Source organism: Afifella sp. JA880 (assembly GCF_025379905.1).
Taxonomy (GTDB): Bacteria; Pseudomonadota; Alphaproteobacteria; order Rhizobiales; family Afifellaceae; genus Afifella; species Afifella aestuarii.
Window position 1 is genome coordinate 406,669 of the sequence record NZ_JAOANH010000001.1, and the last position, 15,945, is coordinate 422,613.

General features: G+C 61.4%; 16 protein-coding genes. All 16 read right to left on the reverse strand.

Annotated features, from left to right (window positions below; all coding sequences use genetic code 11):
• Positions 1–10 precede the first annotated feature (10 nt).
• Entirely contained in the window at positions 11–2,059 is a 2,049-nt protein-coding gene (nuoL, locus tag NYQ83_RS01965) for an NADH-quinone oxidoreductase subunit L (protein ID WP_261211918.1), read from the reverse strand.
• Between the two features lie 3 nt (positions 2,060–2,062).
• A complete protein-coding gene (gene nuoK / locus NYQ83_RS01970) occupies positions 2,063–2,371 on the reverse strand; it encodes an NADH-quinone oxidoreductase subunit NuoK (protein WP_092812613.1) in 309 nt (102 codons plus the stop codon).
• A complete protein-coding gene (locus NYQ83_RS01975; RefSeq protein ID WP_261211921.1) occupies positions 2,368–2,982 on the reverse strand; it encodes an NADH-quinone oxidoreductase subunit J in 615 nt (204 codons plus the stop codon). Before NYQ83_RS01975 ends, nuoK begins: the two co-directional genes overlap by 4 nt.
• A gap of 71 nt (positions 2,983–3,053) precedes the next feature.
• On the reverse strand, positions 3,054–3,545 hold the full coding sequence (gene nuoI / locus NYQ83_RS01980; RefSeq protein WP_092812619.1) for an NADH-quinone oxidoreductase subunit NuoI: 492 nt from the start codon (positions 3,543–3,545) through the stop codon (positions 3,054–3,056).
• The gene (locus NYQ83_RS01985; protein ID WP_128293940.1) at positions 3,545–3,760 is read right to left on the reverse strand and encodes a hypothetical protein; all 216 of its coding nucleotides are present in this window, start codon (positions 3,758–3,760) and stop codon (positions 3,545–3,547) included. Before NYQ83_RS01985 ends, nuoI begins: the two co-directional genes overlap by 1 nt.
• 6 nt (positions 3,761–3,766) lie before the next feature.
• Positions 3,767–4,828 (reverse strand): NADH-quinone oxidoreductase subunit NuoH, encoded by a 1,062-nt coding sequence (gene nuoH / locus NYQ83_RS01990; protein ID WP_128293939.1) that lies wholly within the window; start codon positions 4,826–4,828, stop codon positions 3,767–3,769.
• Between the two features lie 5 nt (positions 4,829–4,833).
• Entirely contained in the window at positions 4,834–6,939 is a 2,106-nt protein-coding gene (nuoG, locus tag NYQ83_RS01995) for an NADH-quinone oxidoreductase subunit NuoG (RefSeq protein WP_261211922.1), read from the reverse strand.
• Positions 6,940–6,964: 25 nt separating this feature from the next.
• Positions 6,965–7,258 (reverse strand): hypothetical protein, encoded by a 294-nt coding sequence (locus NYQ83_RS02000; protein WP_128293937.1) that lies wholly within the window; start codon positions 7,256–7,258, stop codon positions 6,965–6,967.
• Positions 7,259–7,296: 38 nt separating this feature from the next.
• Complete coding sequence (nuoF, locus tag NYQ83_RS02005) at positions 7,297–8,604, reverse strand: NADH-quinone oxidoreductase subunit NuoF (protein WP_261211933.1); 1,308 nt, start codon at positions 8,602–8,604, stop codon at positions 7,297–7,299.
• A complete protein-coding gene (gene nuoE / locus NYQ83_RS02010) occupies positions 8,604–9,944 on the reverse strand; it encodes an NADH-quinone oxidoreductase subunit NuoE (RefSeq protein WP_261211935.1) in 1,341 nt (446 codons plus the stop codon). The genes nuoF and nuoE overlap by 1 nt, the downstream gene beginning before the upstream one ends.
• Positions 9,944–11,137, reverse strand: a complete 1,194-nt coding sequence (locus NYQ83_RS02015) for an NADH-quinone oxidoreductase subunit D (protein WP_128293934.1) — start codon at positions 11,135–11,137, stop codon at positions 9,944–9,946. The genes nuoE and NYQ83_RS02015 overlap by 1 nt, the downstream gene beginning before the upstream one ends.
• A 261-nt stretch (positions 11,138–11,398) precedes the next feature.
• Complete coding sequence (locus NYQ83_RS02020) at positions 11,399–12,004, reverse strand: NADH-quinone oxidoreductase subunit C (RefSeq protein WP_261211937.1); 606 nt, start codon at positions 12,002–12,004, stop codon at positions 11,399–11,401.
• An 8-nt stretch (positions 12,005–12,012) separates the two neighbouring features.
• Positions 12,013–12,588, reverse strand: coding sequence for a NuoB/complex I 20 kDa subunit family protein (locus NYQ83_RS02025; RefSeq protein WP_370642296.1), 576 nt, complete (start codon positions 12,586–12,588; stop codon positions 12,013–12,015).
• A complete protein-coding gene (locus NYQ83_RS02030; protein ID WP_092812819.1) occupies positions 12,579–12,944 on the reverse strand; it encodes an NADH-quinone oxidoreductase subunit A in 366 nt (121 codons plus the stop codon). The genes NYQ83_RS02025 and NYQ83_RS02030 overlap by 10 nt, the downstream gene beginning before the upstream one ends.
• 143 nt (positions 12,945–13,087) lie before the next feature.
• The gene (locus tag NYQ83_RS02035; RefSeq protein WP_261211942.1) at positions 13,088–13,726 is read right to left on the reverse strand and encodes a type II CAAX prenyl endopeptidase Rce1 family protein; all 639 of its coding nucleotides are present in this window, start codon (positions 13,724–13,726) and stop codon (positions 13,088–13,090) included.
• A 288-nt stretch (positions 13,727–14,014) separates the two neighbouring features.
• A complete protein-coding gene (locus NYQ83_RS02040) occupies positions 14,015–15,451 on the reverse strand; it encodes a VWA domain-containing protein (RefSeq protein WP_261211943.1) in 1,437 nt (478 codons plus the stop codon).
• Positions 15,452–15,945 lie beyond the last annotated feature (494 nt).

Sequence of the window (15,945 nt, forward strand, 5' to 3'; positions counted from 1 at the left end):
TTTCGCACCGTCATCCTGCAAACATCATCCAGGTGACGAGCAAAGCGACACCGATCAGCATGACGAAGGCATAGTGATAGAGATAGCCGGATTGGAGCCGGACAACGCGCCCGGTGATGTCCACGACACGCGCTGAGATCCCGTCAGGTCCCAGCCTGTCGATCGTCCCCTCATCGCCGCGATGCCACAGGAAGCGGCCGAAGGCGAATGCCGGACGCACGAACATCGCGTTGTAGAGTTCGTCGAAATACCACTTGTTGAGAAGGAAACGGTAGAGGCTGCCCATCTGCCGCGCCAGCGACTTCGGCGTCTCCGGACGCACGATGTAAAAGAAGAGCGCGACGAGGAAGCCACCCACCATGGCCACGAACGGGGCCAGTTTCACCCAGCCCGGGACATGGTGGATATCTTCGATGATGTGGTTGTCTTGAGCCGTGTAAAGCGCGCCCTTCCAGAATTCTGCAGACTGCTCCGGATCGATGAAGGCGGTGCTGCACAGGATGCCACCGAACAGCGCGCCAGCCGCGAGCACGAAGAGAGGAACCAGCATGACAGCCGAGCTCTCATGCACGTGGTTCATCACCTCGGTGGAAGCGCGCGGGCGCCCATGGAAGGTCATGAAGATGAGCCGCCAGGAGTAGAACGACGTGAAGGCGGCGGCCACCGTCAGGAGGACGAAGGCAAAGCCCGCCATCCCGTTATGGCCCATGAACGAGGCTTCGATGATGGCGTCCTTGGAGAAATATCCAGCCGTCATCGGAAAACCGGTGAGCGCGAGCGTGCCGACCAGCATCATGACGTAGGTGACCGGGATCTTCCGCCATAGCCCGCCCATCTTGCGCATATCCTGTTCGTCGGAGACGGAATGGATGACCGATCCGGCTCCCAGGAAGAGCAGCGCCTTGAAGAAGGCGTGCGTGAAGAGGTGGAAGATCGCGATCGGATAGGCCCCAACGCCAAGCGCCACGAACATGTAGCCGAGCTGCGAGCAGGTCGAATACGCGATCACACGTTTGATGTCGTTCTGCACGAGACCGACGGTTGCGGCGAAGAAGGCCGTCACGGCACCGATGAAGGTCACCACAGTCAGGGCGCTAATCGAAAGCTCGAAGATCGGAGAAAGACGGGCCACCATGAAGACACCCGCAGTCACCATCGTCGCCGCGTGGATAAGCGCGGAGACAGGCGTCGGGCCTTCCATGGCGTCCGGCAGCCATGTGTGCAGCGGCACCTGAGCAGACTTGCCCATCGCGCCCATAAAAAGCAGCAGGCAAACGACCGTGAGCGCCGTCTCGCCGCTCCAAACGGTTCCGAACATGTTCAGCGTCGCGCCCTGGTCGGCCGCGAGAGCCTCAGCATTGGCGAAGATCGTATCGAAATTGATCGAGCCGAAGAGAACGAAGAGGCCAAAGATGCCGAGCATGAAGCCGAAATCGCCGACACGGTTGACGACGAAGGCCTTGATCGAGGCCGCATTGGCCGAAGGCCGCTGATACCAAAAGCCGATCAGGAGATATGAGGCGAGACCGACACCTTCCCAGCCGAAGAACATCTGCAGAAGGTTGTCTGCCGTCACCAGTGCGAGCATCGAGAAGGTGAAGAAAGAGAGATAGGCGAAGAAGCGCGGCCGATGCGGGTCATGCGCCATGTAGCCGATCGAGTAGACGTGAACGACGGCCGAGACGGTCGTGACCACGACCAGCATCACCGCAGTCAGGGAATCGATGCGCAACGTCCAATCGGCCGACATGCCACCCGACTGCACCCAGGTCATCACCGGCACGGTGAAGCCCTGACGCTCGCCCATCGCGACATCGAAGAAGCCGACCCACGAGAGGACCGCCGATAAAATAAGCAGCGCGCAGGTGATGATTTCCGCAGCCCGGGATCCCGCAGCCGCCGGTGCGTGATGATGATCATCGCCCTCGGCATGCCGGTCACGCAGCGAACGGCGCTCAGACGTCTGGCCGACAGGGTGGCGCGCCTGCGCGCCTGCCATCGTGATCAAGCCGGCGAGGATGGCGCCGAGCAGAGGCAGAAAAACGATCGCCGTATACAAAGCTCAGCCCTTCATCATGTTGATGTCTTCGACCGCGATCGAGCCGCGGTTGCGGAAGAAGACGACGAGAATGGCGAGGCCGATCGCCGCCTCCGCTGCAGCGACCGTCAGGACGAGAAGAGCGAAGATCTGGCCGACGAGGTCGCCAAGGAACGCGGAGAACGCGACGAGATTGATGTTGACCGCCAGGAGAACGAGCTCGATCGACATCAATATGATGATCACGTTCTTGCGGTTGAGGAAGATGCCAAAGACGCCGAGCGTGAACAGCACGGCGGCAACCGTGAGGTACTGGCCGAGACCGATCATCATATCCCCTGCCCCGATTTGACTTTTACCAGCTCGACTGCGGCTTCGCGCGTGCGGCCCACCTGAGCACCGATATCCTGGCGCTTGACCCCCTCCTTGTGGCGAAGCGTCAAGACGATGGCCCCGATCATCGCCACCAGCAGAACGAGCCCGGCCGTCTGGAAGAAGAAAATGTACTTGGTGTAGAGAAGCTCGCCGATCGCGGCGATGTTGCTCGCCTCCGCAAGCGGAGGGATCGGCTGCGCCACCTGCTGGGCGACCTCAGGCGCGATGATGGTGCCGCCAAGCACCGCGACCAGCTCAACGAGCAGGATGATTCCAATCAGTGCGCCGACCGGCAGATACTGCAGAAAGCCCTGCCGGAGCTCCACGAAATCGACGTCGAGCATCATGACGACGAAGAGAAAGAGCACAGCCACTGCCCCCACATAGACCACCACCAGAATCATGGCGATGAACTCGGCTCCGAGAAGCACAAAAAGGCCAGCGGAGTTGAAGAAGGCGAGGATCAGGAAGAGCACCGAATGCACAGGATTGCGCGACGAGATCACCATCAAAGCCGCGGCAATCGTCACGGCGGAGAAGAGGTAGAAAAAGATCGGCTGCAGGATCATGGGTCCGGGCTTCGGGTGCTGAAAGTCTTTAACGAAGCCCCGCCGGAGCGTCCAGCGGGGCCAGGCTCAATTTACCGATAAGGCGCGTCGAGAGCGATGTTGCGAGCGATTTCACGCTCCCAGCGGTCACCGTTCTCGAGGAGTCTCTCCTTATCGTAGTAGAGTTCTTCACGCGTCTCGGTGGAAAACTCGAAGTTCGGACCCTCCACGATGGCATCCACCGGGCAGGCTTCCTGACAGAAGCCGCAATAGATGCATTTCACCATGTCGATGTCGTAGCGGACGGTACGCCGGGTGCCATCGTTGCGTCGCGGACCGGCCTCGATGGTGATGGCCTGGGCCGGGCAGATCGCCTCGCAAAGCTTGCAGGCGATGCACCGTTCCTGACCGTTCGGATAACGCCGCAACGCGTGCTCGCCACGGAAGCGCGGCGAGAGGGCCCCCTTCTCGTGCGGGTAGTTCAGTGTGGCCTTCGGCGCCACGAAGTAGCGCATGGCCAGCATGGTGGCGGAGACGAATTCCTTCAACAACAAGGATCCGGCCGCCTGACGCAGAGACGCCATCATCCACCTCCGAAATATCTGTAAAGCAGCGGTCCCAGAAACCAGCCGAGAATGGGAAACAGAACCAGCTGCGCCTTGCGGGCAAGATCGATCGCCGTGACGCCGAAACCGCCCTCCCCGCGCCTCTTGGCGCGCTCAAGCACCATGCCGAACAACATGTAGTCGGCAATGGCAAAGACCAGCCCGACGCCCAAGCCGATGAATGCGATATCCATCGCGCCTCACCCGGCCATCGGAACGCCGCCCCAGCCCGTGAACTGAAGCACGACCGCGACGATCACGACGAAGGCGAGAGACAGAGGCAAGAACACCTTCCAACCAAGCCGCATCAACTGGTCATAGCGGTAGCGCGGCACGATCGCCTTCACCATCGAAACCAGGAAAAAGATGAAACACAGTTTTAGGGTGAACCAGACGACCCCGGGGATCCAGGTGAACGGCGCAAAATCGAAGGGCGGAAGCCAGCCGCCGAGGAACAGCGTCGTCATCAAGGCGCAGATGACGGTGATCGCCACATATTCCCCGAGCATGAACAGCATGTACGGGGTCGAGGAATATTCGACCATGAACCCGGCGACGATCTCCGACTCACCTTCCGGCAGGTCAAACGGCGGCCTGTTGGTTTCCGCCAGACCTGAGATGAAGAACATCACGAACGCGGGGAACAAGGGAAGCCAGTGCCAGTCGAGGAACGAATTCGGAAGGCCCACCATCGTGCCGAGACCCGTGGTCTGAGCCAACACAATGTCAGAGAAATTGAGTGAGCCGACGCACAAGAGCACAGCAATGATGATGAAGCCGATCGAGACCTCGTAGGACACCATCTGAGCCGCGGAGCGCAGCGATCCCAAGAACGCGTATTTCGAATTCGACGCCCAGCCGCCCATGATCACGCCATAAACCTCGAGCGAGGAGACGGCGAAGACGTAGAGGATGCCGACATTGATGTCGGAAATGACCCATCCGGAGCCGACCGGAATCACCGCCCAAGCCGCGAGCGCCAGAACCGTCGACATCAGCGGGGCCAGAAGGAAAATCGTCTTGTCGGATGCCGCGGGAACCACCGGCTCTTTCAAAACGAACTTCAGCAAGTCGGCGAATGACTGAAAAAGCCCCCAGGGCCCGACGACGTTTGGACCGCGGCGCATTTGCACGGCCGCCCAGATCTTGCGGTCGGCGTAAAGCAGATACGCAATGACGACGAGCAGGACGACCAGAAGCAGAAGGCTCTGACCGACGATGATCGCACCCGGGATGAGGTAGCTGTGCAGAAACGTATCCATCGGGCCTACTCCGCGGCTTCAGCGCGCGGGCCGAGCCGCAGCGCAGAACATTCTGCCATCACTGCCGAAGCACGGGCGATCGGGTTTGTCAGGAAGAAGTCCGGAACGCAGCTGACGAACGGCTCGCTGCCCGGCTTTCCGCCGGCGCGGCCTGAAAGCGACTTCAGGCCGTCCTTGGCCACATCGCCAATCTCGTCGAGCGCCAGATAGCGCGGATCGCTCTCCGCAAGACGATTGCGCAGCTCCATGAGCGAATCAAAGGGCAGCGTCTTTCCGAGCACGGCAGAGAGCGCCCTCAGGATCGACCAATCCTCCCGGGCCTGTCCCGGGGGGAAGATCGCACGGTTCGCCATCTGGGCCCGCCCTTCCGTATTCACGTAGGTGCCCGATTTCTCGGTGTAGGCCGCGCCCGGAAGAATGACGTCGGCGCCGTGGGCGCCACGATCACCATGGCTGCCGATATAGACTTTGAAGGTGTCGGGGATCGTGTCGAGCTTGTACTCGTCGGCTCCCAGGAGGAAGAGCACGTCGAGTGGTGCCGTTCCCTCCATCCCGAGCATCTCGGCCGTCGCCAGACAGCCCTCGCCCGGCACGAAACCGAGATCGAGGCCGCCGACGCGCGCGGCCGCCGTATGCAGAACGTTGAATCCGTTCCATTCCTCGCCAAGGGCCCCGATCGAATCGGCAAGCTTCACCGCCTGGGAGAGGACCGAGGCGCCGTCGGCGCGGTTGAGAGCGCCCTGCCCGATGATGATCATCGGCCGCTCGGCCTTTTTCAGAACATCGAGGAAGTCGAGCTCACCGGCAACGAGCGAATCGAGGGAGGAAGGTCCGGCCCCCAGATGCGCGTAGGAATAGGTCAGATCCGCCGACTCGCCGATCAGGCCGATCTCAGCCTGCCCGGCGCGCCAGACCTTGCGAATGCGCGAATTCAGAACCGCCGCCTCGACACGCGGATTGGTGCCGATCAAAAGGATCGCATCGGCGTCTTCGATACCCGCGATCGTGGAGCCGAAGACGTAGCTCGCTCGCCCGTTCTTCGGGTGCAGCGGCGAATACGGTTCCCGGCAATCGATGTTCGCGGAGCCGAGCGCAGACATCAGCTCCTTCAGCGCGAACATTTCTTCCACGTTGGCGAGATCGCCGGCGATGGCGCCGAGTTTTTCCGGCGCGGCGGCCTTCACCTTGTCAGCAATAGCAGAGAATGCCTCCTGCCAGGTCGCGGCCCGCAAGCGGCCATTCTCACGCAGATAAGGACGATCGAGGCGCTGTGTCCGAAGCCCGTCGAAAACGAAGCGGGTTTTGTCGGAGATCCATTCCTCGTTCACAAGCTCGTTGGTGCGCGGCAGGATGCGCATGACTTCGGTGTTACGCGAATCGACGCGAATGGCAGAGCCGAGCGCGTCCATGACATCGATCGATTCGGTCTTGTTGAGCTCCCACGGCCGCGCCTTGAACGCGTAAGGCCGCGAGGTCAGGGCTCCGACCGGGCAAAGGTCGATGACATTGCCCTGTAGCTCGGAGGTCATGGCCCGCTCGAGGAAGGTGGTGATCTCCATGTCCTCACCGCGGCCGGTGGCGCCGAGCTCGGAGACGCCGGCGACTTCGGTCGTGAAACGGACGCAGCGCGTGCAGTGGATGCAGCGCGTCATGATCGTCTTCACCAGCGGACCGATGTATTTGTTCTCCACCGCCCGCTTGTTTTCCTCAAAACGAGAAGTGTCGACACCGTAGGCCATCGCCTGGTCCTGCAGGTCGCATTCGCCGCCCTGGTCGCAGATCGGGCAGTCGAGCGGATGATTGATGAGCAGAAACTCCATCACCCCTTCGCGCGCCTTCTTCGTCAAAGGCGACTTCGTCAGCACCTGCGGCGGCTCACCGTTGGGCCCAGGGCGGCAATCACGTACCGCATAAGCGCAGGAAGCGACGGGTTTCGGCGCCCCCTTCAGCTCCACGAGGCACATGCGGCAATTGCCTGCAATCGAGAGCCGCTCGTGGAAACAGAAGCGCGGGATCTCCGCACCTGCGGCCTCGCAGGCCTGCAGAAGCGTGTACGTTACGGGGACCTCGACTTCGGTGCCGTCGACTATGAGTGTTCGCGTATCTGCCATGATCCGTCCTGCGCCTGTCGCCGTTTCACCGGCCGGCGGCCATCAAAGGCGCTGCATGCGGCAGCGAGCGGCTGCAACCCATGTAGCGCTTGCGGTCAATATATCCGTTTTTCCAGGCGATCTCCGCCCTGTCCCGATCTGCCATCTTTTGGAAATGAACGATGCCGGGCTCGTTTAGAATGATTTCAAGCGAGACGCCAATAGCGTCAGCCTCTTTTACCCCGTCGCTCTCGGGATTTTGCAGATCGACAAACGTTTCGCGGGTGGCGTGGCCGGAGACAGCGGGCAGACCGCCGAATCGCCGATCGTCCTTCTGCATGCGCCTCCCTCTCATCGTTGCCGTAACCTGAAACAAACCTACTCCGCCGCCTCCAGGACGACCCTGTTCTCCGTCTTCGGATTGGCCGCGTACTGGTCGATGCGCTTTTCGATCTCGGGGCGGAAATGCCGAATCAGCCCCTGAACCGGCCATGCCGCCGCATCGCCAAGCGCACAGATGGTATGGCCTTCGACCTGGTAGGTCACTTCCAGAAGCATGTCGATCTCGCGCTTTTCCGCCTCGCCGCGCGCCATGCGTTCGAGCACACGCCACATCCAGCCCGTGCCCTCACGGCACGGCGTGCACTGGCCGCAACTCTCGTGCTTATAGAAATAGGCGATCCGCGCGATCGCCCGAACAATGTCGGTCGACTTGTCCATGACGATGACGGCCGCGGTGCCGAGGCCTGATTTCAGAGCGCGCAGCGAATCGAAATCCATCGGGCAATCGATGATCTGATCCGCCGGCACGCATGGGACCGACGAGCCACCCGGGATGACCGCGAGAAGATTGTCCCAGCCGCCACGAATGCCGCCGCAATGCCGCTCGATCAGCTCGCGGAACGGCACCGACATCGCTTCTTCCACCGTGCACGGCTGATTGACGTGGCCGGAAACGCAGAAGAGCTTGGTGCCGGTGTTGTTTTCCTTGCCGATGCCGGCAAACCATGCGCCGCCGCGCCGAAGAATCGTCGGCGCAACCGCGATCGATTCGACGTTGTTGACGGTGGTTGGGCAGCCATAGAGGCCCACATTCGCCGGAAATGGGGGCTTCAGGCGCGGCTGGCCCTTCTTGCCCTCGAGGCTCTCCAGAAGCGCCGTCTCTTCGCCGCAGATATAAGCGCCGGCGCCATGGGCGATGAAAATGTCGAAATCCCAGCCGCAGGAATTGTCCTTGCCGATGAGGCCAGCGTCATAGGCCTCGTCGATGGCGCGCTGCAGAGCCTCGCGCTCGCGGATATATTCGCCGCGCACGTAAACGTAGCAGGTGTGAGCGCCCATCGCGAAAGAGGCGATCAGACATCCCTCGATCAGCGTGTGGGGATCGTGACGCATAATCTCACGATCCTTGCAGGTGCCGGGCTCCGATTCGTCGGCATTGACGACGAGATAATGCGGACGTCCATCCGATTCCTTCGGCATGAACGACCATTTGAGTCCCGTCGGGAAGCCGGCACCGCCACGGCCGCGCAGACCCGACTTCTTCATCTCGTCGATGATCCAGTCACGACCTTTGGTGATCAGGTCTTTCGTCCCGTCCCATTGGCCGCGCTTCCGGGCCGCCTTCAGACCAGGGTCATAAAGGCCGTAGAGATTCGTGAAGATGCGGTCTTTGTCCTGAAGCATCAGCCTCTTCCCGTCTTACCGGCGAGATATTTCGCCTGACCGATCCAATCGTTCTGTTGGACGACGCCCGGCTTCGAAAGGTGCTCCCCGATCCAAGCCGCCTCCTCTTCATCCCACGAGGCAATCTGCGTGAACTGCCAGATACCGACGGCATTGAGCTTTTCCTGAGCTGCCGCATCGAGCCCTTCCAGACGACTAAGATCGTCGGTGTCTTCAGGTTCGGCAAGCGCGGACGGCCGCCTCCCCACGCCTGCGGCTCGCTCGTCGGCTGACGTCTGCCCCGCGGCAGTCGCTGCCTCGCTACCGTATTGCGAACCACCAGGCGCTTCTGATCCGCGCGCAGTGTCAGGCCAGGCTTTGTCACGGCCGGGATGCAGCTTATCTGTGTCGCTGCGCGCTTCGCCCTCAACCCGCTCATCCGTCGTCGCCTTGTGCGGCCCCGCGGCAAGGTTTTCATGCCCGGTATCGCCGGCATCGGAGCGCGCAGCTTCTTCGTCTGCCCGTCCTGTCGCGGTCGGACGCCCCGCCTTCTGCTGCTTGCCGTTGGGCGTTGCAGCTGCTTCGTTGCGGCCAACCGCCTGCTGCGGCTCTTCCGGAACGCCTCCGGCAAGATCCTCGTTGGCGGGGGCGGGCTTCCCGGCAGCGACGGAGGCGCCGTTGCGACCCTCGACCCGCTCGCGGGTCTTGCCGTCAGCGGGAGCACCCCGCGGCGGCTCGCGCAACAGCTGCTCGGAACCGCCATCGATTTCCGTGAGGCTCGTCAGCCCAGATTGCGGCGCCGAATGCTGGCGATCGACCTGGGTGCCGGGACGTGGCGTGCGACCGGCAGCGAAATCATCCAGAATCGCCTCAAAACTCTCCGGCGTCAGATCCTCGTAGGTATCGGAGAAGATCTGCACCATCGGCGCATTCACGCAGGCACCGAGGCATTCCACCTCCTCCCACGAAAACGCACCGTCAGCGGACACTTCGTGCGGGTGCTCGGCGATCCGCCGCTGGCACACCTTCTTCAGCTCGTCCGAGCCGCGCAGCATGCACGGCGTCGTGCCGCAGACCTGCACATGCGCCTTGGTGCCGACGGGAGCGAGATGGAACATCGTGTAGAAGGTTGCGACCTCCAACACGCGGATTTCCGGCATGGCAAGCATATGGGCGATCGTCTCGATCGCCGGCTTCGTCACCCATCCCTCCTGCTCCTGGGCGCGCCAGAGGAGCGAAATGACGGCAGAAGCCTGCCGACCTTCGGGATATTTGGCGATCTCCTTCTCCGCCCAAGACGTATTCTCGGGCGTGAACGCAAAGGAATCGGGCTGCTGTTCAGCGAGACGACGAACGGCCATCAGCGATCCACCTCTCCAAAAACGACATCGATGGAGCCGAGCACGGACGACATATCGGCAAGCATATGGCCTCGCGAAATCGAATCGAGGCCGGCCAGATGCACGAAGCCCGGCGCTCGAATTTTGCAGCGGTAAGGTTTGTTGGAGCCGTCGGAAACGAGATAGACCCCGAACTCACCCTTAGGGGCTTCGACCGGGGCGTAAACCTCGCCAGCCGGCACATGGTAGCCCTCGGTATAGAGCTTGAAGTGATGGATGAGCGCTTCCATCGAACGCTTCATCTGTCCGCGCTTCGGCGGCACCACCTTGCCATCCTGGGCCGACACCGGGCCAGCACCTTCGGGCGAGTTCAGCTTCTCGCAACATTGCTTCATGATGCGAACGGCCTGACGCATCTCGTCCATGTGGATGATGTACCGGTCGTAGACGTCGCCGTTCTTACCGACGGGTATATCGAAATCATATTCCTCGTAGCCGTCGTAGGGCTGAGATTTCCGCAGATCCCACGCAACACCAGCGCTTCTCAACACGACACCCGAAAAGCCGCGCCGCCAGGCTTCGTCGAGCGTCACGACGCCGATATCGACACAGCGCTGCTTAAAAATGCGGTTGTCGGTGAGAAGCCCCTCGAGGTCGTCACACACCTTCAACAGCGGGTCGCAATAGTTGTAGATATCGGCGATGAGCTGCGGCGGCAGATCCTGGTGCACGCCTCCCGGACGGAAGTAGGCCGCATGCATGCGCGCACCCGAGGCCCGCTCATAGAAGCCCATCAGCACTTCCCGCGCCTCGAAGCCCCAAAGCGGGGGCGTCAGGGCCCCGACGTCGAGGGCGTGCGTCACGACGTGCAAGAGATGGGAGAGAATCCGCCCGATCTCCGAATAAAGCACACGAATGATCTGGCCGCGCTTCGGAACCTCCAGTCCCAGGAGGCGCTCCGTAGCCAGCGCGAAAGCATGCTCCTGGTTCATCGGCGCGACGTAATCGAGGCGATCGAAATAAGGCACCGCCTGCAGATAGGTCTTGTATTCGATCAGCTTCTCGGTGCCGCGATGCAGCAAGCCGATATGCGGATCGACGCGCTTGACGACCTCCCCGTCCAATTCCAGCACTAGACGCAAAACACCATGCGCAGCAGGATGTTGCGGTCCAAAGTTGATGTTGAAATTACGGAGATCAGCTTCAGAGGGCATGAGGATACGTCGGTCCTGAAGAGAGATGATGAATGACTCGGCAGCGCAACGGCGCGGGCTTTATGGAGCCGCTGGCGTTCGGCCGCACGCTGTCACCGGCGCGATTCGAGACGAGAGGATCGCCAAGCGCGCGCGCTTCATTTTCGCGCCACCCTGCCGCTGTCGACACGGCGCTGGATACGGCTCGGATGCGCTTGTAGCAGCGGGCAGAATTCGTACCGCCGGCAGCGACACGCTCTGCTGCTGCGCGGGACACCTCGCTCAACTCGCCTTCTCGTCCCCGGGCAGAACGTAGTCCGGCCCTTCCCACGGGGATAGAAAATCGAAACTCCGAAATTCCTGTTGGAGCTTCACCGGCTCATAGACGACGCGCGCCTGCTCGTTGTCGTAGCGAACCTCGACGAAACCCGTCAGAGGGAAATCTTTGCGCAACGGATGCCCCCGGAAGCCGTAATCCGTCAGGATGCGGCGAAGGTCCGGATGGCCCGAGAAGAGAATGCCGTAAAGGTCGTAAGCCTCGCGCTCAAACCAATCCGCTCCCGGGAACACGTCGGTCACAGACGGCACAGCTGTATTCTCGTCCGCCTGCACTTTTACGCGGATGCGCGCATTCTGGCGCGGGCTCAAGAGATGATAGACGACGTCGAAGCGGCGCCGGCGCGCAGGATAATCGACGCCGCAAACGTCGATGAAACAGACGAACTGCAGCCGGGCGTCGTCGCGCAGGAAGCGCAGGGTCTGAACGATGTCGACAGGGTCGACGGTGATCGTCAATTCGCCATAGGCGATGACGGAATCTTCCACTCGGTCGCCGAGATGTCCGGCAATGTGAGAGGCGATATCCGCCAGGCTTTCAGTGTCGGCCATGGTCTCGCTCACCGCTCAATCGTGCCAGTGCGGCGGATCTTCTTCTGCAGAAGCAGCACGCCGTACAGAAGCGCTTCCGCCGTCGGCGGACAACCAGGCACGTAGATGTCGACCGGAACGACGCGGTCGCAGCCCCGCACCACGGAATAGGAATAATGGTAGTAGCCGCCGCCATTGGCGCATGAGCCCATGGAGATGACGTAGCGCGGCTCAGGCATCTGATCGTAGACCTTCCTGAGCGCCGGGGCCATTTTGTTGGTCAACGTGCCCGCCACGATCATCACGTCCGACTGGCGCGGCGAGGCGCGCGGCGCAAAACCGAAACGCTCCACATCATAGCGTGGGCCGGACGTCTGCATCATCTCGATGGCGCAACAGGCGAGCCCGAAGGTCATCCACATCAAAGAGCCGGTGCGCGACCAGTTGATCAGCTCGTCGGTCGAGGTGACGAGCCAGCCCTTGTCGGCGAGCTCATTGTTGATCTCGCTGAAAAAGGGATCCCCCTGGCGCGGCAGCGTCGACGAGCCTTCGCGCCCAAGAGGATGCGGGTCGTCGATTCGTGGGCGAGCGTCGGTCAATCCCATTCCAGAGCTCCCTTTTTCCATTCGTAGACGAAGCCAATCGTAAGCACGGCGAGAAACACCATCATCGACCAGAAGCCGAACCAACCGACGGTGTGGAACGCCACAGCCCAGGGGAAGAGAAAGGCCACTTCGAGATCGAAGATGATGAACAAGATGGCGACCAGGTAGAACCGCACGTCAAATTTCATACGGGCGTCATCGAAGGCGTTGAAGCCGCATTCGTAAGCCGACAGCTTCTCCGGATCCGGTGCACTGTGGGCAACGATAAATGGAGAAACCAGCAACGCCAGCCCGATAACCAGCGCAAGCGCAATGAAAATGACGATGGGCAGATAGCTGAGAAGAAGCTCGTTCATCATAACGACCGGGCCATCCCCGGTAGACGGTATGTATTGGCGCAAGTCACAGCGTCAATGGTTCATCCGGGTGCGACGGAGGGGATTTTCCAATCGCACCACTGTGTGAGTTAGACCGGGACCTCGTCCTGCGCAACCCTGTCTCATCCACCAGCGCTCAGATAAAAGAACCGGCCGAGACCGATGGTGAAGACGAGGTCACCATAGAGGGCGTGTTCCAACCAAACCGGCCAGAAAGAGCGCGCTTGTGCGTAGCGCCGGGCCAGGAGATGCCCCAACAGAAAGGCCCCGGCAACCGACACCACGCTGCCGAAAATGATGTGGGCGAAGGCAAAGAGCGCCGCATTCGCCGCGACGGCGACCGCCTCGTGATGCCCGAAGAGGCCACGATAGCGATGGAAGAACCACACCCGATAGACAAGCTCCTGCGGCAGCGCCGAAAGGAGCGGATAGAAGACGAGGATCATGAGCCAGAGCTGCGGGTGGATCCGCGGCAAGCCGAAAAGTCCGTCCGGCAAAAACCAGGCGGTGGCAGCCGTCAAAAAGGCGGCGGCGCCAACGAACAGAATCAGGATCCGGCGAAGGATACCGGTCTGCCACTGCAGCCGGAACGCATCCCGCCAACGGAACGAGCGATCCGTCGCGAAAATCAGAAGAATCGCAGGCAGCGTCGCTGTCAGCAAGGCGAAGACCGGCATGTGCCAGTTGATCACCATCCAATGGATAGCGAGCGGTGCGCCGAGATAGATGAGTGCCGCCTCACCCGCCAGGCGGAACCGCAATTGCGCCGAACATGCTCGCCTCGGCTCCACCCCTCGCCCAACCTCTTCGACGCATCCCTCTCGCAACCCGGAATTTATGGCGCGACCTGCCGGCGCCCATGGTCATCGTGGACGGGACGTTGGCGGCTTCCAGCAAGATTCGCGCGTCGCAAGATGCGCGCCTTATGAGAGGGGCAAAAACGGGAGATGACGGGGAGACCCCAGGAACGGCGTCAGGCCCCTTCCCCACCCGCATCAGAACTGCGGGCGGGAAAGGCTGTGTCAGCGCAGGCGGGCAGGCCGGCGAAGTCAGAAATAAACGTCCGAGCTGCTGAACTCTCCAGCACTGATGCCGTCGATCGTGATGCTGCCGCCCTCGGCGAAGGCGATGACGACATTGCCGGAGGCGTCGGTCGAAAGAGCTGCATCGAGCTCAGTCGAACTGCCGATCGAGGTCTCGGAGAGATCGATGTGGTCACGCCCGTCCTCGAACCCATAGACGGTGTCATCACCATTGTTGGGTCCGGCGGCATAGACGTCATACGAGGACGAATCGGATCCCAGATAGATCACGTCATTGCCCGAGCCACCGTAGATGACGTCGTCGTCCTCACCGCCAAAAATCGTATCATCGCCCGCAGCGCCGTAGATCGTATCCGCACCGGCCCCGCCCGCAACCTCGTCATTGCCTGAGCCTGCGCCGAGGATATCGTCGTCCGCGCCGCCGACCAGAACGTCGTGACCCGCTCCGATATAGGCCACATCTGAGCCACTCCCGCCGTAGATCACATCGCGAGAGGCGTCAGAGCCGCCGTAGACCGTGTCGTCGCCATCGCCGCCGTACAGGGAATCCGCACCAGTTCCGCCGCCCAGGATGTCGTCGCCCTTGCCACCGCCGATGACATCGTTGCCGGCGGCGCCATAGGCCTGGTCGGACCCATCACCGCTCCAAATCTTGTCGGCTTCTCCGCCGCCGAACATCACATCATTGCCGGACCCGCCGAACTCCACGTCGTCGCCTGGTCCGCCGAAAATCTGATCGCTCCCGCCGGCCCCGGAGATCGTGTCGGCTCCGCCTCCGCCGATCAGAGTATCGAAGCCGATACCGCCGTTCAGCGCATCATCCCCAGAAGTGCCGGTGATAGGTTCGGTCCCGGTCAGGATCACCGAGAGAAGCGAATCAACGACGTCCTCGGTGGTTTCCGCTTCAATCACGCCCCCTCCGGTCGCGGATGCCAGGTCCTGGAAGGCCTCTTTGGTGCCACTGTCGATGCCAGAGCCGGAAACGCCGATGATGACGCCGTAGATCTGCACATCCTGACCGTTGGCGAGTGACACCACTTCGTCATGAAGATCGGTGTCTTTGGGAGGCGCGTCGCCGAACAGAATGATGCGCCGCGCTTCAGCTTCCGGGCGCCAGGCGCCAATATCGCCGTCGAGCGCATGGAGAAGACCTGCGTTGACGAGCTCCGGGAGATCGCCCCCGCCGGATGCGTAGAGGCTCTCAATCGCCTCACGTGCCGCCGTCTCCCTCGCAGAAATGCTCGTATCGTTGGTGAAATTCAGAACAACCTCAGTATCCGGGTCGTTGTAAGCGACCAACGCAACGCGCGCATCAGTTGTACCAGACCCAAAAATCGCGTCGATAACAGACGTGACGCTTTCTTTTACCGTGTCGATTTCGTCCCACATGCTTCCGGTGGTATCGATCACGAAGGTAATGTCCTGCTGAATGCTGGTCGCCATGTTTGTTTCCCTCAGACGCAATATATAATTCTTATTTTTAATAATTTTTTATCGGCTTTGTCTAGGCATTTTCTAATTTCCGGAACCTTCCTGCAAGCGTCGATAAGATCGGGCTTCGTAGGACGCCACTCCGAGGCGCCGGGACCTACAAGCCCCCTCCAGTCCCGCCATTCGTCACGCATGTCGCGGGGCTGCGCGGCCGGCAATTTGCCTCCGGCCGAACCTCATCACGATCGCGCCAGGACGGCAGCCCAGCGCGAGCAAGGTCCGATTGCGATGGTACCGCTCGATTGGGGACGCGAGCTGAGGGGCCCACAGAGCGTCACAGACGCGCTCGCGGGGCAGTGCCATGACTTTCCCGAGCGAGATTGAGATCGGCGCCCTACGCGCTCCTGGCGGCCTGCAGGGCCCGGTGAAGGCGTAAAGCAGGTCGGCGGGGCGCAGGACCGGGCGGAACAGGCACAACAAGCCAGTCTCGCAATTCGCAATCCGAT